The following is a 24011-nucleotide window of genomic DNA, read 5'->3' as shown; positions in this document are numbered from 1 at the left end:
TGTATAAATTTTAAGTAAAAGGTCTTCCGAAAACCAAGTGTTTTAACGCACAGGCTACTTTACTTAAAAAAAGAGAAAAGAAAGAATTGTTAAATGAAAAAAAGGATTGGTTTTTGTGTTTAGCAATAAAGACCAAGAGAATTAAGAAGAGAACATATGTATTGTCAAGGCAATTGATGGACAAACATATTTCCTAAATAAGCTATCATGATATATACGCACTAACCGATGGAAAACAAAGATCAACAACAGAAGTACAAGGCATTTATCAGTTATAGTCATGGGAATAACCAGGGTGAAGGGCGGAAATGGGCAGATTGGTTGCACCATGCATTAGAGACATATGAGATCCCTGAGGATTTAATAGGCAAGAAGAATCAAGTAGGAAAGGAAATTCCCAGGCAGATTTATCCGGTGTTTCAAGATGAGAAAGAATTATCTGCAAGTTCCAGTTTAAGCCATTCCTTAACCTCTGCATTAGACAAATCAGAGTACCTTATTTTCCTAAGTTCTCCTCGCTCCGCTAACTCCACATACGTTAAGGATGAAATCAAGTATTTTAAACAAACCGGGAAATCGCATCAGATCATGGCCTTAATTATCTCTGGAGAGCCAGAGTACGGCGATGTGAAGACTGAGAAGCAATGTTTTCCTGATGAATTACGTTTTGCCATCAGTCCTGAAGGGCAAATAGATTACTCCAAACCGGAGGAGGTACTAGCAGCAGATGTACGTATTCCGAATACACAAGATGAAGGATTTACTTCAGCAGAAGCCTATCGTCGGTATTTGCATGAAAAGAATGTTCCGGCACATCAAATAAAAACTGATGTGGAAGAATATAAAAAGCGTCTTGATTTAGCACTTTTAAAACTAATCGCTGGTATTCTGGAAGTTCCATTGAGTGAATTGACGAAAAGGGATCAAGCATACCAATTAGAGAAAATCCGCCAGAAGAATAGACGGATGAAAAAGATTGCTACTGCCATTGCAGCATTAGCGATATTGGCGGTCATAGCAGGTATTTTTGCTTGGAACCAACGGAATTCGGCCTTACGAAATTTAGCACGCTCCTTATATGCTTCTGGTATCAATAAACTGACGGAAAGTGAATATGGGGATGGTGCAGCATATATCGCTGAGGCAACACGACGGGGAGATGAAAGTGCCAAGCTTTTTGCCCACTCCATGCTAGCTGTTCAAGAAGACCTGATGCAGTTGCCCAATATGAACTATGGTAATATTCGCTTTTCTCCTGATGGAAAATGGTTAGTGGGATTTGCCAATGTAGGTCAATTAAAACAAGTCTTACAAATTTGGGATGCCGTAAATCGCAAATTACATAAACAGGTTGATGATGTTTTTACCAGTCAGGCCAGGTTTCCCCTGTTTGATGCGAACAACCGAACCTATGTCATTGCAGACAATTACAAAATAGTTCGTTATGATATAGCCAACGATAAAAAAGAAGTCCTAAGGGAAAATCCGGACAGTAATTTCATTGCCCTATATGATGTATCGCCTAACGGCCAATACATAGTATTTAAGAAAGACAAGGATATCATCTTATACAATACCCAGCAAAAAAACGAACAGATCTTATATCAATCGAAAGATATGAACCCTGTTACGGTATTTTTTGACCCGAGCTCCAAAAGAATTGTCATGGAGGTATCTCTGGGAGAAAATTATGAAGTTTATTTTTTCGATATCAGCAGTGGAGCTATTAAGCAATTGGATAAGAAAAAACTAAATAAAACTTTTAAACGACCAACTTTTTCCAAAGATGGTTCTCAAATGCTTATACAAAATACAGAGGGTATCTTTTATTTCAACTTTATAAATGGTGCTTCGTGGGCGAATTTCAGCAGGACGGATTACCGATATGCTGGCTTCACGGATAAAAACCAAATCTTTGCTGGGAATGACCAAAGTATTGATCAATACAATCCGACTACGGGTAGTTTTGTAAAAACAACCAAATTACCGAGAAACCTATTTTTCTTTACTGGTTTAGCCAAGATTTTAGAGAATGATCCTAGAACATTGGAATATACCTCTCCCGATTGGACACAGAACTTAAACAGCAGTAGCAAGCAGACTTTCCTAGAGAATAGAAAGGCCCTTCCACTGAATATTGGCCAGTATTATGAAGAGGCCAATATGAATGTATTTATTCCTGGCCTAACCGATCAAACAGCCTTTGTTTCCTACCATAAGCAGAATCAAATTGATTTATTGGATTTAAGTACAGGTGAGAAAAAAGTAGGATTCATTAAAGTCCCAGAGGAAATTGTGACGATGATGGTTCTACATGAATCCAAGAATATATTGGTCAAAGGGAAAACCGGTAAGTCTTATATCTTCGATGCACAAACAGGAAAAGCAAAGGGAAAACCTTTTCAAGCGGAGGCTAAGCTTTATTTGTTCAATAAAGAACAAACACAGGTATTAACTCGGACAGGAAGCAAGAGCTTTGCTGCCTGGGATATTGCAACTGGAAAACAATTATTTGAATATAAAGAAGATAAGGATATGCAGGGGTTTGCAGTTTCTTCTGACTTGAAACTTGCTATCATTGTGAATCCAAACCATTGGCGAGTATTGGATATCGCTAGTAAAAAAGTGCTGAAAGAAGGCAAAGAAAGCCTGAGCAGTGGTGCATTTAGTCCTTCGGGAAATCATTTGGTTATCGTCGATGGATCTGGAAATGCACAAGTCTTAGAAACAAAGAATTACTCGCCTATTTTAAAATTTAAATCCATTGAATACCCATACATCGTCTTCAATACGAAAGGGAATGTTTTAGCTATTTCAGAAGATGCCAATCATATCCGTTTATGGGATTTAGAGAAAAAGAAATCCTTTGGACAAACCATACGCGTAAGTAAATACGCCAAATTCCTTTATTTCTCGAAGGATGATGAGCAAATCTTCGTACAGGATGATGGAGAGTCATCACGTTATATGTTGAAGATCATTGATGCGAAAACAGGCAATGTGTTGACCATGCCTTTTATCAATCAACGATTTGACAACATCTACATTATGCCTGGTGATAAGAAAATCATGACGAGGGAATCGCTGATGGATGGTAGTAGTGTCTTTATTTGGGAAATCCCCGGACAAGTAGAGATTCCCAAAGATCAATTGGCAAAAGACTTGGAGCGTTTCTATGGTAAGAAATACGATGAGGAAACAGGTGCTATCTTGAATTATTCGGATAGCACTGGGACTTATAACACCTGGTATTTTGAAGATCCATTTACGCGTAGCATTTCACCAAATTCGAATGTGAAAATCTTGGATATTTTACATAAAAACTTCCCGATAAAAAATGCTTCCAACCTTCAGGTATTGGGTGTTACTTATGATTACCACCCACTGGCAAGGGCCATGATGGCTAAGCATTTTAGTGCAATACCTGACCAGCAATTTATCGGAAAGCGCTTAATGGAAATCACCGAGAAACAATTAATAAAAATCAACGACAAAGCACTAAAAGCTGAGGTAGAAAGCTTATTAAAAGAAGCTAGACAAAACCTAAACAAATAAAGAATGAAGTTCACAAGAAGACAAAAAGGATTATTTGGAATTGTATTTATTGTCTGTTTAATACTCTTGTCTTGGATAGGATTATCCAAGCTTTATCCCGAGAGTAACACACTTCGATATCTTCCAGATCGTATCTAACGTATCATCAAGATTGTCTTTGGTGGTGACCCGTCTTCAACATCCTTAGAACAAGAGGACGTGCCTTGGGAATTAATTCTTGCTAAGGTATTTGCCATAGGTATACTATTGTTTGGGGCTTTTAAAATCATTCAGAAAGTATTTTCAGAACAGTATAATCTCTTGGTTGCTTCTTTTAAGAATAAGCATACTGTCACTATTGGAATCTCGAAAAAAGGCAGGCAGTTATTGCATAGCCTGAAAGATGATCAACAAGAAAAGGCCATCGTTATTGAAAGGACTGCTGAGCATGCGAACATCAACAGCGTGAAAAAGGAAGGCCATTTGGTATTAATTGGTGATGCTGAGGAAAAGAACACCTTAATGGAAGCAGGGATCAAAAGAGCCAAACGATTAATTGTCTTCTTGGAGAATGAGCAGGCTGTTATTGAGATCATGGAAACTACGCAGGAGATTTATCGTAAATGTAAACCCGAGCAACTGCTAAAATGCTATATACATTTACGAAATCCTAGACTAATTGATTTAATGAAAAATGCAGGTTTGCGTTTCGAGCAATCCAATATGGAAATGCACTTCTTCAATATTCAGAAAATGGTCGCTAGGGCCTTCTTCGCTAAACTTCCTCTGATATTTCGGGACAAAGACTGGAACATACAGCAGCTAAAGAAAGTAATCTTTCTGGGCTATGGCGAATATGCAAAAGCCTTAATGATTCAAACCTTGCGAATCTTTCATTTACATGAAGATGAAAAATTAGAAATACTGATTTATTCAGACCAAGCTGATCGTGATCGGAATAACTTTAAGGAACAATTCCCAAAGGCGGATCATGTTTATCCTATTCAATTCAAAGAATTTAAAGGTTCATATCAAGAGCTTTTACAAGAAAATCAATTACAACAGGATAACCAGGAATCCTTATTTATCGTGGCTTCGGATGATGACCAGAGCAATTTAAATCATGCCATTGAGATACTGTATAAAACAAAAGGCTTTTCCTCCTTCCCTATTTTCTGTCTAAATACTGAAGGTAAAGGATTACGCTCTTTGATTAGCCAAGAAGAAGAAATGGACCGCTTATATTTTTTTGGAAATATGGAGGATACCTGCCATGTAGAATTCATAACAGGGGAAAAACAGGATATTCTGGCGCAGGCCATCCATGATGATTACCGCAAATTGTTGGCTGGTAGCAGTTCGGAAAGCAGCAGCTACACTTCCGATTGGTTAACCCTATCGGAAGATGCTAAAGATGCCAGCAGAACCCAAGCTGACCACATCATCTATAAATTATTATTGACCAATAGACCTTTGATAGATCCGAAGGATGAAGATCTGGATTTCAATACGGAAGAGCTAGAGCGATTGGCGATTATCGAGCATAATCGATGGATGGCACATCGCTATATGCAAGGTTGGGATTTTGCAGAACAACGTGATGATTTATTAAAACTACACCCATCATTGATCGCCTGGGAGGATTTATCAGAGAGCGAAAGACAGAAAGACAGGGATACAATCATTCGCTTGAAAACGCTGTTTGCAGCATTGAAAAAATAGATTTAACACTGCAGATCATGACAGCAATATGGCTGTCCTAGATTTTGAAAGGCCTATAATAAACCTTATCTTTGATATGGCTTTAGGGGTATTCTGAAGAAGAATTGAGAGAGTCCCTTTGAACCTGATGTGGTTGATACCACCGTAGGGAAAAGCGAAATAGATTGGCTAGTTTTCCTCTAGCTTATATTTCTCCTCATCTACCCAAAAGCCATTAATATATTAAATGATATTATTAATGGAAAACAACATCATTCAACAATTAGCACACCTAAGGACAAAATGTCCATTAGTACAAAACATCAGCAACTTTGTGGTGATGAATAATACTGCCAATGCTTTATTGGCTATAGGTGCCTCGCCTATTATGTCGCATGCTAAAGAGGAAATGCCCGAGATGCTTCAGCTAGTCAATTCCTTGGTCATTAACATCGGTACTTTGGATGTAGAATGGGCTAAGGCCATGATCTTTGCAGCGAACTGTGCCAATGAGTTGCAAAAACCCTGGGTACTAGATCCTGTAGGCGCAGGAATATCCAAGTTGCGTAATGAAACATTAAAACAGTTATTGGATTTACATCCTACGGTGATTCGAGGAAATGCTTCTGAAATCATGGCTTTACACAGCTTTGAAACGGCCACGGTTAAAGGTGTTGACAGTACGGAATCAAGTAGCACAGCTATTGATGCTGCAAAATCCTTAAATAAGACCTTTGGCTCGATAGTATGTATTTCAGGGGAGATCGATTACATCGTATCGGATAATGAGATTATTGAAATAAACAATGGTTCGCCTTTAATGACCAAAGTAACCGGATTAGGCTGTTCTTCTACAGCATTAATAGGTGCTTTCCTAGGCTTAGGTTTGAATCCATTTGAAGAAGCGGCGGCTGGAGTTGCTGTCCTTAGTCTTGCTGGAGAGCTTGCCGCACTCAAATCAAATGGACCTGGTTCGCTTCAAATGAATCTTTATGATCAGCTCTATCAAATGGATACCGCCACATTAGAGGATAAATTGAAAATAAAGCGATATGCCTATTCATCCTAACTTCCCTTTCCCACTCTATTTGGTTATTTCTGAAGAGGCCTGTATTCATCAGCCTTGGTTACAAGTGGCCGAGGAGGCAATCTATGGTGGAGTGGATATCATACAATTGCGTGAAAAGGATATGTCCTATGATCAATTCCTTGATCATGCTAAGCAGCTCAAGGCACTCTGCGATAAGCATGCAGTTCCTTTAATAATTAATGATCAAGTTGAAATCGCAAAGGAAGTTGCTTCGTGGGGTATTCATGTGGGACAATCGGATACCTCTCCTATAGAAATTCGGGAAAAACTAGGCGATTCCATTCAAATTGGTTGGTCGTTAGAAGTATTGGATCAATTAGATGATTCGCAAATTCAGGCAGTCAACCATTTAGGAGTAAGTCCTATTTACCAGACAAAAACAAAAACTAATACCATCACAGAATGGGGATTGGATGGTCTTCAGCAAATAAGACAATTAACAAACTTACCCTTGATTGCCATTGGTAATATGAATATGGATACAGCAGCAGCCACCTATAATGCAGGTGCAGATAGCATTGCAGTAGTTTCAGCTATCTGTTCTAGCCCAAATCCTCGTTCAGCTGCTGAATCATTAAAAGCTTTATTAATATGAGTGAAAGAATTTATAAAACCGTTCCTACCGTTCTGAGCATCGCAGGATTTGATGGGTCGGGTGGTGCAGGAATACAAGCAGACACCAAAACCATTTCTGCCATAGGTTGCTATGCCATGAATATCTTAACGGCATTACCTGTTCAAAATACCCAAGGGGTAAAGAATATATTTTCCATTGAACCAAAGGCTATTCATGAACAATTGGCGTGCATCTTTGAAGACATATACCCCGATGCCATCAAAATAGGCATGGTGCATAGTACAGAACTAGTAGGAATCATTGCCGAATTTCTAAAAGACTATAAAGGTAAAATAGTATTTGACCCAGTAATGGTAAGTACCAGTGGACATAAGCTTATCGAAGATGACACGATTTCCGCTATAAAGAGACAGCTTTTCCCACTTGCTGATATTATCACCCCAAACCTGGATGAGGTTTCTGTATTGGTAGGAAAACCGGTATTGGAGCTTCAAGATATGGAAGCAGTTTCCGATCAATTATTGGAGATGGGCTCACAAGCTGTATTACTAAAAGGTGGGCACTTGCAATCGGATATATTGACCAGCATCTTACTTCAACATGGTCAAGCGGCTCAATACTTTGAATCCAAGAAAGTGGATACAAAAAATACGCATGGTTCAGGCTGTACTTTATCCTCTGCAATTGCCTCTTATCTGGCAATTGGGCAGTCTTTAACTGATGCAACAGAGAACGGCTTAGCCTATGTTTACCAAGCTATTTTAGGTAGCAAGGATCTAATTATCGGCAAGGGACATGGACCATTAAATCACTTCTTTAACCCCAATAAATTACGCACAAATGAAATGGACTAATCAAGCATGGGAAAAGATACAACCCATCTATGATAGCATATTACAGATGCCCTTTATTCAGGAATTACAAAATGGCACTTTAGCATTGGATAAATTCCAATTCTATATGCAACAGGATTCCAAATATTTAGAACATTATGGACGAGCATTAGCAGCTCTCGGTGCTAAAGCCAAGGATAATCAAATGGCATTGGACTTTTTTGAGTTTGGAAAGAATGCCTTAATTGTAGAATCTGCTTTACATGCTTCTTACTTTGAGGAATTTGGTTTGCAGCCACATGCGGAAATCCCTATGGAGCCAGTATGCCACCATTATGTGCATTATCTAAAAAGTACCGTAGCATATGATCCTATAGAAGTGGCGGTAGCAGCCATTTTACCTTGTTTCTGGATATATCAGGAGGTTGGAAACTATATTCTTCAAAAGGAAACAGCAAATAATCCTTACCAGAAATGGATTGATACCTACAGTTCGGAGGAATTTGCTGAAGGTGTAAGGAAAGCACAATATTATGCTGATTTGATGGCCGATAATACCACAGAAGCACTTAGAAAGCAAATGTTTGAAGCATTTGTAAAAGCTAGTCAATTGGAATTTCAGTTTTGGAATGCTGCCTATACAAATCGTATCTGGTAAATCTTAGGGACAAATAAGGCTATTCAAGATACAAAATATTCCATTCAATTCAAGGGATGGAAATCATATTTGGATATAATTTCCATCGTTGAGAATACTTATCATTTCAAGGATATTTGGATTAGAGAGAAGCAATTAATTTGAACAACATAAAATCCAAACAGCATGAAACAACGCGTTCCTGTATCCCAGATTATGAGCAAGGAATTAATTACCTTGACACCAAAAGATAGTTTATACGATGCTGAGAAATTATTCAAGCAGTATAATATCCGACACCTCCCTATTGTCGAGGACAAGAAGTTAGTAGGCGTGGTTAGTTATTCCGATTTATTGAAGATTAGTTATGCTGATGTCAATGAAGAGGACGATATTGAAACTGTAGTTTATGATATGTATAGCATACCTCAACTGATGGCAAAAAGTCCCGTGACAGTCAGTTCAGATACCAACATCAAAGATGTGACGGAAACCTTAGCCAATCATACCTTCCATTCCATCCCTGTTGTTGATGATGGCGAGTTAGTGGGAATCGTTACAACCACTGATTTGTTAAAATACTTCATCGATCAATACTAATTTTGGTCAATAGTTAAATAGAGACCTACAGACAGCCAGATTTGTAGGTCTTTATTAAGCCAATAAGAAAATAATTTGTAACAAAATACTAATATTGAGCTTATTAATAAAGATTTTTAGGTACTTTAGGTAAACAACTTATAGTACAATGAAAAAAACAAGCTTATTCGCCGGTATCTTTTTTCTAGTAGCGCTCGCTTCATGTACCTCAAATAACAACAAGCAATTTGAGAGCAAAGATACGGCTAATCAGGTAGCTCCTGACTCTACCACTCACGAACACATCGACCACGAACACAATTCACAGAATTCTTTAGATTGGAATGGAACCTATAAAGGGGTATATCCATGTGCTGACTGCCCTGGTATTGAAACCACCGTGGTTTTGAACAACGATGGCACATTCAGCTATACAGGTGTCTACCAAGAGAGAGATACAAAAATCGAAGATACAGGTAAATTCATGTGGCATGATAATGGAAGTGTAGTACACTTGATGGGAAAGGAAGTCAACATGAAATTACGCGTAGGTGAAAATCAATTGATTTCATTAGATCAAGATGGGAAACCTATCGAAGGTCCCTTAAAAGACCATTACGTTCTTAAGAAACAAAATTAGAGCCTTATACACTAACTATTTAATATGAGAAAAGCCGGACCAAATCCGGCTTTTCTTATTATATCTTTTGATTAACAATTTGCTACTTATTATGCTTTACTTTTCAAGATACCCTTACAGATATTAGCTACTAATGCTGGCCCTTCATAAATAAAACCAGTGTAAACTTGAATCAAGCTAGCCCCTGCATTGAGTTTCTCAATCGCATCTTCTGCAGAATGAATCCCCCCTACTCCTATAATTGGGAATGCACGATTAGACTTGTCCGATAAGTATTTGATGACTTCAGTGGAACGCTTGGTAAGCGGTCGACCACTTACACCTCCTGTCTCTTTCACCAATTCGGGATCAGAATGTAAACCATCTCTTGATATGGTGGTATTGGTCGCAATGACTCCTGCAATCTTCGTGTCTACGACAATCTCCACGATGTCATCCAACTGAGAATCGGTTAAATCTGGTGCAATCTTCAATAAGATAGGTTTTGGACTTTCTTTCTCTTCATTTAGATTCTGCAGTGTACGAAGAATATGTTTAAGCGGTTCTTTTTCTTGTAAATCTCGAAGACCAGGTGTATTCGGTGAACTGACATTGACAACAAAGTAGTCCACATAATCAAATAAGGTTTTAAAGCAGTAGATATAATCATTTACAGCTTCCTCATTAGGGGTGATTTTGTTCTTACCAATATTACCACCTATAATTAAACCATCTTTATTTTTTAGATGCTTTAAACGTTCAGCTGCCACATCAGCTCCTTGATTGTTAAAGCCCATTCGGTTGATTAATGCCGAGTCATTTACCAAACGAAACATGCGTGGCTTATCATTACCTGGCTGCGGTTTAGGCGTTACAGTACCGATTTCAATAAAACCAAATCCCAATTTAGACATATCCGAAATGTATTCGGCATTCTTGTCAAAACCTGCTGCAAGCCCAACAGGATTCTTAAAGGTCAATCCAAATACCTTAGTTTCCAAACGTGGGTCTTCAACACAGTATAGCGACTTCAACAAGGCATTGGAGCCCCAAATCTTATTGAATACATGAAGTCCTCCAGTCACCGTATGGTGAGCTTTCTCAGGATTCATTGAAAAGAAAAATGGTTTTACGAGCTTATACATGAATGCAAAGGTAGCCAAAGATGCAGAAATATTCATTACTTTTGCATCCGAAATGATATCTATAAATAACTTAACATTTGAAATTGGGTCAAGGGCGCTTTACGATGAGGCAAATTGGCATATCAAGCCTGGTGATAAGGCTGGTTTAATAGGTGCCAATGGTGCAGGGAAATCTACTTTATTGAAACTTATTGTTGGTGATTATTCCCCAACAAGTGGTTCAATCTCCATGGCCAAGGATTTAAAGATAGGTTATTTAAACCAAGATCTCCTTTCTTACCATTCTGATAAAAGCATTCTCCATGTTGCTATGGAAGCTTTTGAGCGTCAAAACCAATTGCATACAGAGATTGAAAATCTCCTAAAAAAATTGGAAACCGATTACTCTGACGATATCCTTAATAAATTAAGCGATAAACAAACGGAGTTTGAAGCTTTGGATGGTTACAGCATTGAATTTAGAGCACATGAGATTCTCGCTGGTTTGGGTTTCTCCGAAGAGGAACAAAAAAGACCTTTAGCTACCTTCTCTGGAGGTTGGCGTATGCGTGTAATGCTTGCTCGTATTCTCTTACAAACTCCTGATATCTTATTACTGGATGAGCCTACCAACCACTTGGACTTACCTTCCATTAAATGGTTGGAGAACTATTTACAAGCTTTTGAGGGCGCAATTATTATCGTTTCTCACGACCGCTACTTCTTAGACCGCATCATCAATAAGACCGTGGAATCCCGCAAAGGGAAATTGACCTTATATGCTGGGAATTACTCCTTCTATTTAGAGGAAAAATCCATGCGTGAAGAGATTCAAAGTAATCAATACAAGAATCAACAAGCTAAGATTAAACAAGAAGAGCGATTAATTGAAAGATTCCGTTCAAAGGCAAGTAAGGCAAAGATGGTTCAATCTAGAATCAAGGCTTTAGACCGTATGGAAAAAGTCGATGAGGTAGATGATGATAATCCGGAAGTAAACTTCAGCTTTAAATTCTCGAAACCTTCGGGAAGACATGTGGTAACGGTAGAGAACATTTCTAAGTCCTATCCGAACCTGGAAATCCTGAAAGACACTGATGCACTAATTGAGAAAGGTGATAAAATAGCTCTAATCGGTGCCAACGGAAAGGGTAAATCGACCCTATTACGTATTGTTGCAGATGCCGACAAAGAATACCAAGGTAAATCTACTAAAGGACATAATGTGTCTCAGACTTTCTTTGCACAGCATCAATTAGAAGCTCTGCACTTAGAGAACAGCATCTTACAAGAGCTTGTTGCCTTTGCACCAAAGCATACAGAAACAGAATTACGTTCTATTTTAGGCTGTTTCTTGTTTACTGGTGATGATGTATTCAAGAAAATCAAGGTTTTATCAGGAGGTGAAAAATCACGTGTTGCTTTAGCTAAGGCACTGACTGCTGATGCCAATTTCTTAGTACTCGATGAGCCTACTAACCACTTGGATATGGCTTCTGTAAATATCCTAATTCAGGCTTTACAGCAATATGAAGGAACATTCGTTGTGGTTTCTCACGACCGTTATTTCTTAGAGAATATAGCTAATAAGATTTGGTTTATTGAGGATAAACAGATTAAAGAATACCCTGGTACTTACCAAGAATATGAAGAATGGAGCTCTAAGCGAGTTTCCAAGCCTCAACCTGCAGAAGCTAAGAAAATAAAGGAAGAGCCTAAGAAAGAAAAAGCTCCGATTACGGAAGACAGCAAACGCATCCTAGCTAAAAAGAATAAGGAATTAGGCAATCTTGAAGAGAAAATTGCCACTCAAGATAAATTGGTTAAGGACCTAGAAGTGGAATTAGCCAAAGAAGAGATTTATAGTGATGCCGTTAAGCTTCAAGAGCATACACGTAATTACAACTCTGAAAAAGCAACCCTAGATCATTTACAAGCAGACTGGGAAAAATTAGCAGAAGAAATCATGGAATTAGAAGGATAGAAATCCTTCTAATTCTAAAATTCTACTATTGTACCCCAGTTTAAATTGAAAACTCTTGCTTATTGGAAGCATTTTTGCGTTATATTTATGATATAATCTTTAATTCGCAAAGATGACCGAATATATTCCTTATATACTATCCTTTTTCGTAGGTGTTGGATTGGCTGCTGCTACAGGCTTTCGAATCTTTCTACCGATCTTTTTCATCAGCCTAGGCACCTATTTAGGCTGGATACCCGAGAATGAAAGTTATGCTTGGATTGGCGGATTGCCTGCTGTTATAGCCACTGGTTTGGCTACGGTAATTGAAATTCTAGCCTATTACATCCCTTATGTCGACAATCTCTTAGATAGTATTTCCGTGCCATTAGCAACAATTGCCGGATCTTTACTAGTCGCATCTCAGTTTACGGAATTGAATGCTTGGACGCAATGGTCATTAGCCATTATTGCTGGTGGAGGTACTGCAGCCAGCATTAGTTCGGCCTTAGCGGGTACACGAGCTGCATCGACAGCCACTACTGCTGGTATTGCAAATCCAGTGGTATCTACCTTAGAAACTATTGGCGCCAGCATCATGAGTGTAGTTGCTATCTTCTTACCTGTATTGGCTATTATTTTTGTACTGTTTATATTATTCTTGATTATCAAATTTGGAAAGCAACTCGCAAGAAAGATCCAACGAAAACCAAAAGCCTTACAGTAACTAGCTTACTGCAATTGATTGCTTCTTTCCTCTTCTTGGACTTCCACTGTTTTGATAGGTTGGTAATTCACCCAGCAATAAGCTAAAAATGGAAGAAGCACAAAAAACAACACACCTGTCCAAAAACCTACTAGATTAGCAAAAATCAAAGTGATAATAAACACCAACACCGGATAAGTAAATAACAGGACTGCGAACATTAAGGAATCATAAAATATCGTTCCTTCTGTTTTCTTTTTAACCTGTTTTTTGACAAGTTGATAGAACCAATTATGCGTATAATAACCTGCTTTTGCTGGCAAACGCATCCATTCGTTCTTGGCTCTATTGTTGGGATTCTCCGCGATAAAACCCTCTGGCAAATTGAAATCCAGTTTATCCCTTAAATCGGAAATGAGTTGTGTCGTATTGACTTGGTTTGGACCTTCCAAATAATTGGTACAGTCTACTGCAGACATACCTTCTAAGGAAACAGCTTTTGGAATATGGTCAAATGAGCTATAGCCAATCGCATAAGGTTGTATTTGAAGGGGCACATCCATTTGAATGGAGCGTTCAATAAGCATGCGCATGCCTGTATGCATGAATGGCTGCAAAGTCAATTTATTTCTGGAAATACCTTCTGGAAAGATCAATATCTTATTTCCCTTAGTCAACTCTTTGACACATTCATCAATACTGAAGGCATTCTTGATATTGACTTCTTCATCTTGATTCTTTCTGTAGATAGGAATCATAAATACTGAGCGTAAGAGCCAATTTGCCCAAGGCTTATCGAAGATATCACCTCGCGTTAAAAAACGTATATCTGCCGGTGTATGAACCGCAATTACTAAAGCATCAAAAAAAGAATTGGGATGATTAGAAACAATTAACGCTGGTTGCATTAGATCAGCAAACTCCAAATTCTTCAATTGCCAATCCGTGACATACCATTTTAATCCAAATCGAACGAAGTTTCTTAATAACAGGTATAGCATAACAAAATGTCTAAATCTAGATCTTTTATTATTGTTTCACAAAAAACACGCCTAAATTTAAAAGTACTAATCTTCCTTCATCGATTCCGTGATTTTATGGATGTTGAGGCTATTTGCCATGGCACTAAAAATCTGATGATAAGTTCCATGTCTATCAAATAATTCCTCATGGGTACCATCTTCCACTACCCTACCTTTTTCCATGACGATTATATGTTCCGAATCGATTATTTGAGATATGCTATGGGAAACAATGATCACAGTACGCCCCACTTTTATAGCATCTAAGCTATTCTTTATCTGCTCGGTGGCAATGGCGTCCAAATTAGCGGTTGGCTCATCTAAGAAGATAATTGGTGGATTCTTCAAAAACATACGTGCAATGGCAATCCGCTGTTGTTGTCCTCCAGATAACAGGTGTGCCTCGGAATCATATCCATTGGGCAATTCCAGTATCTGCTGGTGGATATAAGCCTTCTTGGCTGCTTCCTCCACTTCTTCAAAACTAGCTTCTGTCTTTCCATAGCGAATATTATCGGCAATACTCCCCTTGAATATGTGATTACGCTGCAATACCAAACCTACATTCTCACGCAGATAATCCGTATCGTATTCCCTAAGATCTACCCCATCCAATAAGATCTGTCCAGCACTTGGTTCATAGAATTTATCCAACAGATTAATGATGGTACTTTTCCCTGCTCCCGATAGACCAACCAATGCTGTATTTTGATTTGGTTCAATGGTCATGCTCACATCGGTTAAGGCCTGATGTCCATTAGGATAAGAAAAATCAACATTTCTTATTTCAATACAGCCTTTTATGTAGGAAGGCTTATACGACCCTGAAGGCTCTTGTTGTGCATCATCTTCCAAAATATCAAAGAAACTCTCCGAATATATCAGTGCATCATTTACCTCATCATATATCCGATGTAATTGCCTGATCGGTGCGGATACGTTATTGAACAACATAATATGAAACATGATGGCACCAATAGACATCTGCTCATTCAATACAAAATAGGCCGTAAGGATAATGACAATTACGACACCTATTTGCTCAATAAATCCTTTGATGCTATCAAATAGAAAACTTGTTTTTCGAGTAGCCATTTGATTTTCAGTCATCTCATATTGGATTACCTTATGGCGCTCAGCCTCGATATCCTCCCGAACGAAAGATTTAATAACCGTAATGGAATCAATCAAATTAATAATCTGATTACTCTTGTTCTCCCGGTAACTACGCATGTTTCGTCTAAAGCCGGAAAGGCGTTTAGCCTGCATTTGGGAAACATAGAAATAGATAGGAATAATAAACAAGCCTACCAATCCCACATAGAAATTAGCCAAGAACATACAGACCAATGCAACAATGGCATTGGCAAATAGTGGTAAAATATCGATAAAGAAATTTTGAACTAAGCGGGTTAAGGAGCTAATACCAGCATCAATCCGTGTTTGAAGCTTACCAGATTCATTAAGACTGGAAGTATAAAAGGCCATTTTATAGGTGAGAATCTTATTAACAATGGCTTGAGAGAAATCTCGAGCAATCATAATTCTCAATTTCTCACCATAAAACTTCTGCCCAAACTGTACAGCGGAATAGAGAATCTCCTTACCCAAAAGAATAGCTGAAATAATTCCCAGCAAGGATAATCCCTGCTTCAGCGGTGTTTTGTTAATAAGCAATTCGCTGATCGTATCTACTGTATATTTTAAGATAAACGCATTGACCTGTGCCGCAAAGGAGCCGACAACAGTGAGCAGAATGGTATAGAAAATAAGATTCTTATACGGTTTAGTAAAAGGAAGAATCTTCTTAAACAGTTGGTTTATGGTCATACAAGTTAAACCTTATTTATATCCTAAAAGTTTAACTGAAGCTGAAATATCCTAGTATTTCACCGGATATTGGCTCATAAAGTCAAACTTGTAGTCTTTATGTTGTTTTAAGCTATCGATCAAACTACTTAGCAATGCTTGTCCCTTTTTATTTTGGAACATATCATCATGCATTAGTAGAACGACGTTATTCGGTTTTAAAGTCGATTTATTACCAAGCATATTTTTAATGCGGGTATATATTTCATTCACTGATTGAACAGGATTTCCAGATAGGCCATTGATTTTCCATTCCACATCCCAACCATATATTTTATAGCCATGTACACCCAATAAATCTGCTGTTTGAGATCCAGAACTCAAATCAATTCGTCTAGTACCATCGAATAACCAAATATTACGACCTGGCATACGGATGATTTTATGTTTCAAGGCCAAGTCTTCCTCACACTTTTCAAAATCATTCACTGCAGCATCCGGATTGCTGTAAAAAACATGGAAACGGTTATTGGCATGCGTATAACTGTGGTTATAGCATTCCACCAATGGATTATTCATATAGCGTTGATAATCATTCTTCAAACGCTTACTCATATTGGCATGCTTACCCACTAAAAAGGCATTGATTTTAACGGATTTGGAGGTTGCGATGGAATCAATTGCTCTGGAGCCAATCAAAGGTCCATCATCAAAAGTCAAGTAGATATGCTTTTCTTTCTTGTTTAATTCGCGGTAAATGCTATCTCGGAATTGGCGTTTTGCAATCTTTGGATCAATTTTATTTAAGGAATCTAAAGGTGGGAAAACAATTTTACCACGATTTAGTGAGTCCAATAAATCCATCAATTTAACGGTATCTTGTTTTTGCACCAATTTATCATCTTCCTTATTGACTTCTGTAGAGTCATTTAAGATCTTTTTGGTGGAACCAACAATGTTATTACAAGATGAAAAGGCAGCGAGGATAGAAACGACAGCAACACCAACAACCAAGAACTTTTTCAACATAGCGAATGTGACGAATTAAAATTTTTTCAAAAGTACAAATAATATAAGAATACAAAAAGTAACATTCATGGAGCCTTCTCCAAAAGTAGGGCATTAACCACAGTGTATCAAATAATATGGTTGCTTGAGAATCATCCACTTAGATTTTCAAGAATTCTTTCCCAGTTAATTAATGATTAGATAACAATAAGATAAAAAAAAGCTGCCTCTCCTTACAGGAGAAGCAGCTACACTTAATTAACATACCTCACTAATCTCGGTCACCTCTATATTTTCTATATTTTTTATCCATTTTCTTATGGTATTTCACATGCTCCCTTTCCATTTTACGGTAATGTTTTTCACGATCTTTATAGTATTTGTTATGACCACGTCCATCACGCATAGAAACTTGTGAATAGTTACGTGAATAACGGTGATAACGATCGTAATGACTGCGGTGGTTTCTCCAAGGTCTTGCATCATTGATCACTACTTTGTAAGTACGATACAGGTCAATATGACCATAACGTCTTGGCAAGGTACGGTGTGATGCCCAACGGCGACCATCATAATAGTGGTAATAGCGATTGTTTACATCGTAATACACATCCAATTCAGGCATGTAATAAAAACGTGCATAATCATAACCTACGGGTCCCCATTGCGGTTGTACGCCAATGTTAAAGCTTACATTTATCTGCGCTTTCACTGGCTGTGTAAAAGCTAATCCCCCAAAAAATAATGCTAAGTAAAATAACTTTTTCATAAGCTCCTCCTTCTAGTTGACAGCCCCTATAGTCTGCCTAATTTTAATTCTATGACTTTTCAATGACCTGGAAGGATTAATATGCAAAGTGTTAAATTTTGTAAAAAGTTTAATAAACCCTTATTATCAAGCCATTGAGCAGGAAAATTTCTCCAATATTTGGATAAACTTCTATCCAATTTGAATTGATGAGGATTCCGTTGAAGAGCTTTCCTTTTTATGGCTTCCTTTTCTTATCTTTGTCGCAATTTTTAACATAAAATCTCTTATGGCATTACAATGTGGTATAGTAGGCCTACCGAACGTGGGCAAATCAACTTTATTTAACTGCTTATCCAACGCTAAGGCGCAGGCTGCGAACTTCCCTTTCTGTACTATTGAACCGAATGTTGGGGTAATTACTGTCCCTGATGCTCGCTTGAATAAATTAGCTGAGCTTGTAAACCCGCAACGTATCGTCCCTAATAACATCGAGATTGTTGATATCGCCGGATTAGTAAAAGGCGCTTCTAAGGGTGAAGGTCTTGGTAACCAATTCCTTGGAAACATCCGTACTACCAATGCTATTATCCACGTATTACGTTGTTTTGATGATGGTAATGTTATTCACGTAGATGGTTCAGTGGACCCTATTCGCGATAAAGAGATTATTGATACAGAACTACAATTAAAAGATCTAGATACAGTCGTAAAGAGAATCCAGAAAGTCGAAAAAATGGCTAAGACGGGTGGTGACAAAGATGCAAAACGTACTTATGAAGTACTTTCTGTTGTGAAAGAACATTTAGAATCCGGAAAATCTGCTCGTACGGCTCCTATCTCGGAAGAAGACAAAGAATTTATTGAAGACTTAACCCTATTGACTGTTAAACCAGTTCTTTATGTATGTAATGTTGACGAAGCATCTGTGAATACAGGAAATGCTTATGTTGATCGTGTAAAAGAAGCAGTGAAAGATGAAAACGCAGAGGTATTGGTTATCTCTGCTCAGATTGAATCCGAAATTGCACAATTAGAAGATTATGAAGAACGCAAAATGTTCTTAGAAGACCTTGGTTTAGAAGAGTCAGGTGTACATAAATTAATCCGTGCTGCTTATTCTTTACTGGATCTAGCGACTTATTTCACTGCTGGTGTACAAGAAGTACGTGCATGGACTATTGAAAAAGGATATACTGCACCTCAGGCTGCAGGTGTAATCCACACAGACTTTGAGAAAGGCTTTATCCGTGCTGAAGTAATCAAATATGACGACTATGTACAGTACGGTTCAGAAGCTGCTGTAAAAGAAGCAGGTAAACTTTCTGTGGAGGGTAAAACCTATATCGTAGAGGATGGTGATATTATGCACTTCCGCTTTAACGTTTAGAACTAAACAACGATACATATTAAAGGATTTCCAAAATTGGGAATCCTTTTTTTTATGGCATTAATCCTTGTAATCCGTATTAGATTTCAATACATGTGCGAACAAATGTCCTCATAAATTTGTATATTAGATAGACGATTAAAATCTAAGAGACATGGCATCATTAAAATTTTCTAGAATATTATTAGCAATCGATGATACCCCTTGTTCACAGCGGGCGATTGATTATACCAGGCAGATTGTAACGAACATTCAGCCATCATTAGCATTGGTTACTGTTGTTCCTCCTACTTCACCGGCATCCTATGGTGTAGACCCTTTATTGGGCCAGCAACCTATCATTGTACCTGAAGTATCCGAGATACAGCAACAAGCTTCTCAGGACTACTTAAATCGTGTAGCAGCTGAGTTTACCGATGCAAAGGAAACATTTACGTTTAATCGTGTGGGAGATGTTCGTGACGAGATATTGAACGTGGCTAAAGAATGGACAGCAGACTTAATCATCATGGGAAATAACGGCAGAACAGGCTTTGACCATTTTCTATCAGGTTCTGTGTCGGAGGCATTGATTCGCAAATCCAATATCCCGGTTTTGGTTATACCGTTAAACTGCGATTAAGTTTATCATCGTATTAAGGCTTTATCAAGCGGGCAACAAACATGGAGTCCGCTTTTTTATTGTACCCAATAATGGATTCCATAGCCTCAATTTTCAAACCATAGGTCTCCGCCAATCGATTTACAACTGCTTCATTCTCCTTTTCATAAACAGAGCAAGTAATATAGATCAATGGCTTTCCGACCTTTAAGAAAGGAAGCACATTTTTGGCAATTTGAAATTGCAATTCAGCGAATCGAGCGATCTCTTCAACTTTAAATTTAGAAAGCATCTCCGGGCTTCTCCCCCATGTACCGGAACCCGAACATGGCGCATCCAATAAGATGGCATCAAAATGCTCCCCACCTATCTGTTGGGTAACAGGAATACTTAAATCCAATATTTTCTTGCGGTAATAGGTTTTTACCCCGGCACGCTCAAATCGTTCATCTAAATTGCGTAGAATACTCAATCGAATATCAGAAACTAATAATTTAATATCAGGCTCTTTATCCAAGAGCATTAAAGCTTTTCCACCTGAAGCTGCACAACAATCCCACCACGAGCTCTTAGGAAGTACTTCAACGCCATTTAAGGTTTGTTGTGAAGAAAGATCCTGAACCTCATATAATCCTTCGATTTTATGCAATTGTTGAAGATTGGTCCCATTCGGTAAAACCAGGGTTTGCTCACCCAAGTTTTCATAGGAAACCTCATGTTTCTCCAATTCTTTGACTACACGGTCTAACTGACCACGTTGAACACGGATAAATAAATCAGGTTGGATGAAATGTGATGAAACAAAAGCATCCCGATCAATGCTTGGCGACAATTCCGATGCAAATGGAAACACATCCTGTAGGAAGTCTCCATATATGCTTTTAATGTATTCTATCTTTGTTGGAAGACCTTCTTGAGTTCTAGGCAACCATTCCGGCTGTAAGACTGCCACAACAGCGCTTTGCTCCTCACAGAGGAACTCTGCGATACACAACCTATCCTTAACATCCAAAGATAACAAAGCCTTCCCTAAGCGGAAGTAGTTATAGCAATAGCGGGAGTTCATCCTTCTGTCAGAAGAACCCATTTGTTTATTCAGTTTGTAAAACTGGGTCAAGAACCTTGCAAAAGGCTCCTTGAAGGAATAAGACTCCAAACAACGCTCAAAGTTGCGAATCTGCTGGAGGACACGCTTGCTATTAATTTCCAATGTTATCTAATTATTGAAAGGTTCCGTTTCGATATGTTTTCAAACGAACCGCCTGATTCACATATCCCCATTGCTCATTGTAGCTAAATTGGTAATCAGAAAATAGGCCATTGTATTTTTCACCTTCAAGCTTTTCCGCATAATCAGCACCATACTTCAACAGCATATTAGTAAAAAAACGTCCTGCATCATATCCTTTGTAAGAAAAATCTGAAGGATCTACTTTATACTGACCTTTATAATTTCTTTGGAAATTCTGAACCTCAGAACTCCAAACTTTCAAATGGCTTTCAGAAGAAATCGTAGGATCCATACGATAGAAGTTATTATATGGATTAAAATCTATGCGATCCCAAAGTGGGTGTCCAAATAAACGGATACTATTACCAGAAGAAACCAAATCATCTAACTTGTTTACAAAAGCACGCAATTGTGTCTTTTCTGTTGTCCCACAAACCACATACGCATATCCTACCTCAGGCATGGCTTGGTCCAATTGACTGGTAGAAGCAATATGTTTTATAATGATCCCTGGATTTATCTTTTTCACTTCTGCATCAAAGCCATCGATAAATTGACGGTGATCATTATCTCTCGCATCAAAAACAATGACAACATCACCAGAGCGATATTTTGAGGCAATATCAGCCGCAATCGCACGCATGTGGATACGGATTGGCGGCGTTATGGAAACTAAATTGCTGATATTAAATTCCGAAGGCATACTTGCTGCCAAAGGATTAACCTGTAACACTTTCTTATTGGTATTTGCACGAGCAAAAGAACGAATCTCCTTTGGATAAACAGGACCTACGATTAAGCTTGCTTCTGCAATTTCTTTTGAAGAAGCGATTGTCACATTCTTCATTTCTGAATCCTGTGTATCCATTACCTGAAGTTTCACTTGACTACCTTTTTTAGCAGCCTCATTCATGCCCATTTGAAATCCTTGGTAGAAATCCAATGCTAAAGCTGAACGTTTTACATCTGCCTCAACCACATTCGTACCTGCTACTTTATCCAACTGAAAAGGAAGTAAAAGCGCAATGTTACTGCTTAAATCAGCTTTTTTAACATCTTCGTTTTTCTTATTATCTTCCTTGTTTCCAGGCTTATTTCCATCAGTCCCTGTCTGACCACCATGAACCGTCGGATTACGTAATACCCCTGTAGTTTTTGGTGTACAAGAACTCACAGCAAGTATTGCCCCGAGGCATACTGCTGTGATGGAATGTTTATAAATATTTTTTAGTTTATTCCCACTCAATGGTTGCTGGTGGTTTTGAACTGATATCATACACGACTCTATTGATTCCTTTGACATGATTGATGATTTCATTTGAAATTTTAGCTAACAAATCATAAGGTAAGTGAATCCAGTCTGCCGTCATACCATCCAAAGAACCAACAGCTCTTAATGCTACAACATGCTCGTAAGTGCGCTCATCGCCCATTACACCGACAGATTGGACTGGCAAAAAGATGGTTCCTGCTTGCCATACCTTATCGTACCATCCCGATTCCTTTAAATTACGAACGTAGATGTCATCTGCCTCCTGCAAAATCCGTACCTTTTCTTCTGTAATATCTCCTAAAATACGAATTGCTAATCCAGGACCTGGGAATGGATGTCTACCTAAAATATTAGGATCTACATCTAAAGTCTTCCCTACGCGACGAACTTCATCCTTAAACAAGGTCTTTAATGGTTCGATTACTTTCAATTTCATGTAATCTGGAAGACCACCCACATTGTGATGTGATTTAATGGTAGCTGATGGGCCTTTTACTGAGATAGACTCAATGATATCCGGGTAAATAGTACCTTGACCTAACCATTTAGCTTCTGTGCCTTCAGGAAGCTCTTTTTGTATTTCTTTTGCTGCTTCATCAAATACATCGATAAATGAAGCTCCAATAATCTTTCTCTTTTGCTCTGGCTCTGAAACCCCAGCTAAACGACCATAAAACAGTTCTTTTGCATTAACACCTTTGATGTTCAAGCCCATGTCCTTGTAAGACGCTAAAACTTGCTCATACTCGTCCTTACGCAATAAACCGTGGTCAACGAAGAAACAGTGTAATTTATCGCCAATAGCATGGTGCAATAGTACCGCTGCCACTGTCGAATCCACCCCACCTGATAATGCCATAATAACATGATCATCACCCAATTGCTCCTTAAGTTCTTGAACTGTTGATTCAACAAAAGTATCAGGAGTCCAGTCTTGGTGACAGCCACAGATATCGATCACAAAGTTTTTCAATAAAACTTGACCATCGGTTGAGTGTGTAACCTCTGGGTGGAACTGAATACCATAGGTTTTTGTTCCTTGCACTTGGTATGCTGCAACACGAACTTTATCGGTACTGGAGATAATCGTAAAGTTACTAGGAACTTCTTTGATGGTATCTCCATGGCTCATCCATACCTGAGATTGGGTTGGGATGCCTTTTAACAAATCATTCTCCTGATCTACAAATTGCAAATTCGCACGTCCATATTCGCGGATTTCAGATGGTAACACTTCACCACCAGATTGCTGTGCAATATATTGCGCACCATAACAAACACCTAATAATGGAAACTTAGCTTGAATAGCCTTGAAATCAATTTGAGGTGCATCCTCCTGGCGAACTGAAAACGGACTACCTGAAAAGATAACCCCTTTTACCGTTTCGTCAAATTCCGGAAGGTTATTGAATGGATGAATTTCACAATATACATTAAGCTCTCTAACGCGACGTGCAATTAGCTGCGTATATTGAGAACCAAAATCGAGAATGATTATTTTTTCTGACATGGCGCAAAGTTACAAATCAAGATTGATTTTGTAAGCTTGAAATTTAAACAATTAGC

General features: G+C 38.3%; 20 protein-coding genes and 1 riboswitch. Of the genes, 12 read left to right on the top strand and 8 right to left on the bottom strand.

Annotated features, from left to right (window positions below; all coding sequences use genetic code 11):
• The first annotated feature begins 228 nt into the window (after nucleotides 1-228).
• The 8 genes from ABD676_RS07600 (at nucleotide 229) to ABD676_RS07565 (ending at nucleotide 9591) form a co-directional block, all read left to right on the top strand.
• A complete protein-coding gene (locus ABD676_RS07600; RefSeq protein WP_344673998.1) occupies nucleotides 229-3555 on the top strand; it encodes a TIR domain-containing protein in 3327 nt (1108 codons plus the stop codon).
• 198 nt (nucleotides 3556-3753) lie between these two features.
• Nucleotides 3754-5256, top strand: coding sequence for an NAD-binding protein (locus tag ABD676_RS07595; protein WP_344673997.1), 1503 nt, complete (start codon nucleotides 3754-3756; stop codon nucleotides 5254-5256).
• 74 nt (nucleotides 5257-5330) lie between these two features.
• A riboswitch (TPP riboswitch) is annotated at nucleotides 5331-5424 on the top strand.
• A gap of 58 nt (nucleotides 5425-5482) precedes the next feature.
• Complete coding sequence (gene thiM / locus ABD676_RS07590; protein ID WP_344673996.1) at nucleotides 5483-6304, top strand: hydroxyethylthiazole kinase; 822 nt, start codon at nucleotides 5483-5485, stop codon at nucleotides 6302-6304.
• Nucleotides 6288-6920 carry a thiamine phosphate synthase gene (thiE, locus tag ABD676_RS07585; RefSeq protein ID WP_344673995.1) on the top strand — a complete coding sequence of 211 codons (633 nt, stop codon included), beginning with the start codon at nucleotides 6288-6290 and terminating at the stop codon, nucleotides 6918-6920. Before thiM ends, thiE begins: the two co-directional genes overlap by 17 nt.
• Nucleotides 6917-7756, top strand: coding sequence for a bifunctional hydroxymethylpyrimidine kinase/phosphomethylpyrimidine kinase (gene thiD / locus ABD676_RS07580; RefSeq protein WP_344673994.1), 840 nt, complete (start codon nucleotides 6917-6919; stop codon nucleotides 7754-7756). The genes thiE and thiD overlap by 4 nt, the downstream gene beginning before the upstream one ends.
• Complete coding sequence (gene tenA / locus ABD676_RS07575; RefSeq protein ID WP_344673993.1) at nucleotides 7743-8393, top strand: thiaminase II; 651 nt, start codon at nucleotides 7743-7745, stop codon at nucleotides 8391-8393. The genes thiD and tenA overlap by 14 nt, the downstream gene beginning before the upstream one ends.
• 165 nt (nucleotides 8394-8558) lie before the next feature.
• Nucleotides 8559-8972 (top strand): CBS domain-containing protein, encoded by a 414-nt coding sequence (locus tag ABD676_RS07570; protein WP_344673992.1) that lies wholly within the window; start codon nucleotides 8559-8561, stop codon nucleotides 8970-8972.
• Between the two features lie 148 nt (nucleotides 8973-9120).
• Nucleotides 9121-9591: a copper resistance protein NlpE gene (locus tag ABD676_RS07565; protein ID WP_344673991.1), complete on the top strand. Its 471-nt coding sequence runs from the start codon at nucleotides 9121-9123 to the stop codon at nucleotides 9589-9591.
• Nucleotides 9592-9680: 89 nt separating this feature from the next.
• On the opposite strand, the gene ABD676_RS07560 is transcribed toward ABD676_RS07565, so the two are convergent.
• The gene (locus tag ABD676_RS07560) at nucleotides 9681-10715 is read right to left on the bottom strand and encodes a quinone-dependent dihydroorotate dehydrogenase (protein ID WP_344674313.1); all 1035 of its coding nucleotides are present in this window, start codon (nucleotides 10713-10715) and stop codon (nucleotides 9681-9683) included.
• A gap of 52 nt (nucleotides 10716-10767) precedes the next feature.
• Between ABD676_RS07560 and ABD676_RS07555 the strand changes: the two genes are divergently transcribed.
• Nucleotides 10768-12678 (top strand): ABC-F family ATP-binding cassette domain-containing protein, encoded by a 1911-nt coding sequence (locus tag ABD676_RS07555; RefSeq protein WP_344674312.1) that lies wholly within the window; start codon nucleotides 10768-10770, stop codon nucleotides 12676-12678.
• A gap of 112 nt (nucleotides 12679-12790) precedes the next feature.
• The gene (locus ABD676_RS07550) at nucleotides 12791-13384 is read left to right on the top strand and encodes a DUF4126 domain-containing protein (protein WP_344673990.1); all 594 of its coding nucleotides are present in this window, start codon (nucleotides 12791-12793) and stop codon (nucleotides 13382-13384) included.
• A 5-nt stretch (nucleotides 13385-13389) separates the two neighbouring features.
• Here the strand turns inward: ABD676_RS07550 and ABD676_RS07545 are convergent, their stop codons facing one another.
• The 4 genes from ABD676_RS07545 to ABD676_RS07530 all read right to left on the bottom strand — a co-directional run bounded on the left by ABD676_RS07545 (nucleotide 13390) and on the right by ABD676_RS07530 (nucleotide 17971).
• A complete protein-coding gene (locus ABD676_RS07545) occupies nucleotides 13390-14364 on the bottom strand; it encodes a 1-acyl-sn-glycerol-3-phosphate acyltransferase (RefSeq protein ID WP_344673989.1) in 975 nt (324 codons plus the stop codon).
• Nucleotides 14365-14430: 66 nt separating this feature from the next.
• Nucleotides 14431-16215 (bottom strand): ABC transporter ATP-binding protein, encoded by a 1785-nt coding sequence (locus ABD676_RS07540; protein WP_344673988.1) that lies wholly within the window; start codon nucleotides 16213-16215, stop codon nucleotides 14431-14433.
• A gap of 51 nt (nucleotides 16216-16266) precedes the next feature.
• Nucleotides 16267-17223, bottom strand: a complete 957-nt coding sequence (locus tag ABD676_RS07535) for a polysaccharide deacetylase family protein (RefSeq protein WP_344673987.1) — start codon at nucleotides 17221-17223, stop codon at nucleotides 16267-16269.
• Nucleotides 17224-17473: 250 nt separating this feature from the next.
• Nucleotides 17474-17971, bottom strand: coding sequence for a hypothetical protein (locus ABD676_RS07530; RefSeq protein WP_344673986.1), 498 nt, complete (start codon nucleotides 17969-17971; stop codon nucleotides 17474-17476).
• Between the two features lie 268 nt (nucleotides 17972-18239).
• On the opposite strand from ABD676_RS07530, the gene ychF reads away from it, so the two are divergent.
• A complete protein-coding gene (gene ychF, locus ABD676_RS07525; RefSeq protein WP_344673985.1) occupies nucleotides 18240-19340 on the top strand; it encodes a redox-regulated ATPase YchF in 1101 nt (366 codons plus the stop codon).
• Between the two features lie 154 nt (nucleotides 19341-19494).
• The gene (locus ABD676_RS07520; protein ID WP_344673984.1) at nucleotides 19495-19962 is read left to right on the top strand and encodes a universal stress protein; all 468 of its coding nucleotides are present in this window, start codon (nucleotides 19495-19497) and stop codon (nucleotides 19960-19962) included.
• Between the two features lie 13 nt (nucleotides 19963-19975).
• Here the strand turns inward: ABD676_RS07520 and ABD676_RS07515 are convergent, their stop codons facing one another.
• The 3 genes from ABD676_RS07515 to guaA are packed head-to-tail and all read right to left on the bottom strand — an operon-like array spanning nucleotide 19976 to nucleotide 23955.
• Nucleotides 19976-21151, bottom strand: coding sequence for an RsmB/NOP family class I SAM-dependent RNA methyltransferase (locus tag ABD676_RS07515; RefSeq protein WP_344673983.1), 1176 nt, complete (start codon nucleotides 21149-21151; stop codon nucleotides 19976-19978).
• A gap of 10 nt (nucleotides 21152-21161) precedes the next feature.
• Complete coding sequence (locus tag ABD676_RS07510) at nucleotides 21162-22448, bottom strand: ABC transporter substrate-binding protein (protein WP_344673982.1); 1287 nt, start codon at nucleotides 22446-22448, stop codon at nucleotides 21162-21164.
• Nucleotides 22405-23955 carry a glutamine-hydrolyzing GMP synthase gene (gene guaA, locus ABD676_RS07505; RefSeq protein WP_344673981.1) on the bottom strand — a complete coding sequence of 517 codons (1551 nt, stop codon included), beginning with the start codon at nucleotides 23953-23955 and terminating at the stop codon, nucleotides 22405-22407. Before guaA ends, ABD676_RS07510 begins: the two co-directional genes overlap by 44 nt.
• Nucleotides 23956-24011 lie beyond the last annotated feature (56 nt).

The organism is Sphingobacterium kyonggiense (assembly GCF_039536825.1).
In the GTDB taxonomy this organism is placed as follows: Bacteria; Bacteroidota; Bacteroidia; order Sphingobacteriales; family Sphingobacteriaceae; genus Sphingobacterium; species Sphingobacterium kyonggiense.
This window is presented reverse-complemented; position numbering and strand designations above follow the sequence as displayed.

Excerpts from the sequence above, each read along its gene's own strand:
- ABD676_RS07600 (WP_344673998.1), top strand. The coding sequence starts at position 229 with ATGGAAAACAAAGATCAACAACAGAAGTACAAGGCATTTATCAGTTAT.
- thiM (WP_344673996.1), top strand. The coding sequence starts at position 5,483 with ATGATATTATTAATGGAAAACAACATCATTCAACAATTAGCACACCTA.
- thiE (WP_344673995.1), top strand. The coding sequence starts at position 6,288 with ATGCCTATTCATCCTAACTTCCCTTTCCCACTCTATTTGGTTATTTCT.
- thiD (WP_344673994.1), top strand. The coding sequence starts at position 6,917 with ATGAGTGAAAGAATTTATAAAACCGTTCCTACCGTTCTGAGCATCGCA.
- tenA (WP_344673993.1), top strand. The coding sequence starts at position 7,743 with ATGAAATGGACTAATCAAGCATGGGAAAAGATACAACCCATCTATGAT.
- ABD676_RS07570 (WP_344673992.1), top strand. The coding sequence starts at position 8,559 with ATGAAACAACGCGTTCCTGTATCCCAGATTATGAGCAAGGAATTAATT.
- ABD676_RS07565 (WP_344673991.1), top strand. The coding sequence starts at position 9,121 with ATGAAAAAAACAAGCTTATTCGCCGGTATCTTTTTTCTAGTAGCGCTC.
- ABD676_RS07560 (WP_344674313.1), bottom strand. The coding sequence starts at position 10,715 with ATGTATAAGCTCGTAAAACCATTTTTCTTTTCAATGAATCCTGAGAAA.
- ABD676_RS07555 (WP_344674312.1), top strand. The coding sequence starts at position 10,768 with ATGATATCTATAAATAACTTAACATTTGAAATTGGGTCAAGGGCGCTT.
- ABD676_RS07550 (WP_344673990.1), top strand. The coding sequence starts at position 12,791 with ATGACCGAATATATTCCTTATATACTATCCTTTTTCGTAGGTGTTGGA.
- ABD676_RS07545 (WP_344673989.1), bottom strand. The coding sequence starts at position 14,364 with ATGCTATACCTGTTATTAAGAAACTTCGTTCGATTTGGATTAAAATGG.
- ABD676_RS07540 (WP_344673988.1), bottom strand. The coding sequence starts at position 16,215 with ATGACCATAAACCAACTGTTTAAGAAGATTCTTCCTTTTACTAAACCG.
- ABD676_RS07535 (WP_344673987.1), bottom strand. The coding sequence starts at position 17,223 with ATGTTGAAAAAGTTCTTGGTTGTTGGTGTTGCTGTCGTTTCTATCCTC.
- ABD676_RS07530 (WP_344673986.1), bottom strand. The coding sequence starts at position 17,971 with ATGAAAAAGTTATTTTACTTAGCATTATTTTTTGGGGGATTAGCTTTT.
- ychF (WP_344673985.1), top strand. The coding sequence starts at position 18,240 with ATGGCATTACAATGTGGTATAGTAGGCCTACCGAACGTGGGCAAATCA.
- ABD676_RS07520 (WP_344673984.1), top strand. The coding sequence starts at position 19,495 with ATGGCATCATTAAAATTTTCTAGAATATTATTAGCAATCGATGATACC.
- ABD676_RS07510 (WP_344673982.1), bottom strand. The coding sequence starts at position 22,448 with ATGATATCAGTTCAAAACCACCAGCAACCATTGAGTGGGAATAAACTA.
- guaA (WP_344673981.1), bottom strand. The coding sequence starts at position 23,955 with ATGTCAGAAAAAATAATCATTCTCGATTTTGGTTCTCAATATACGCAG.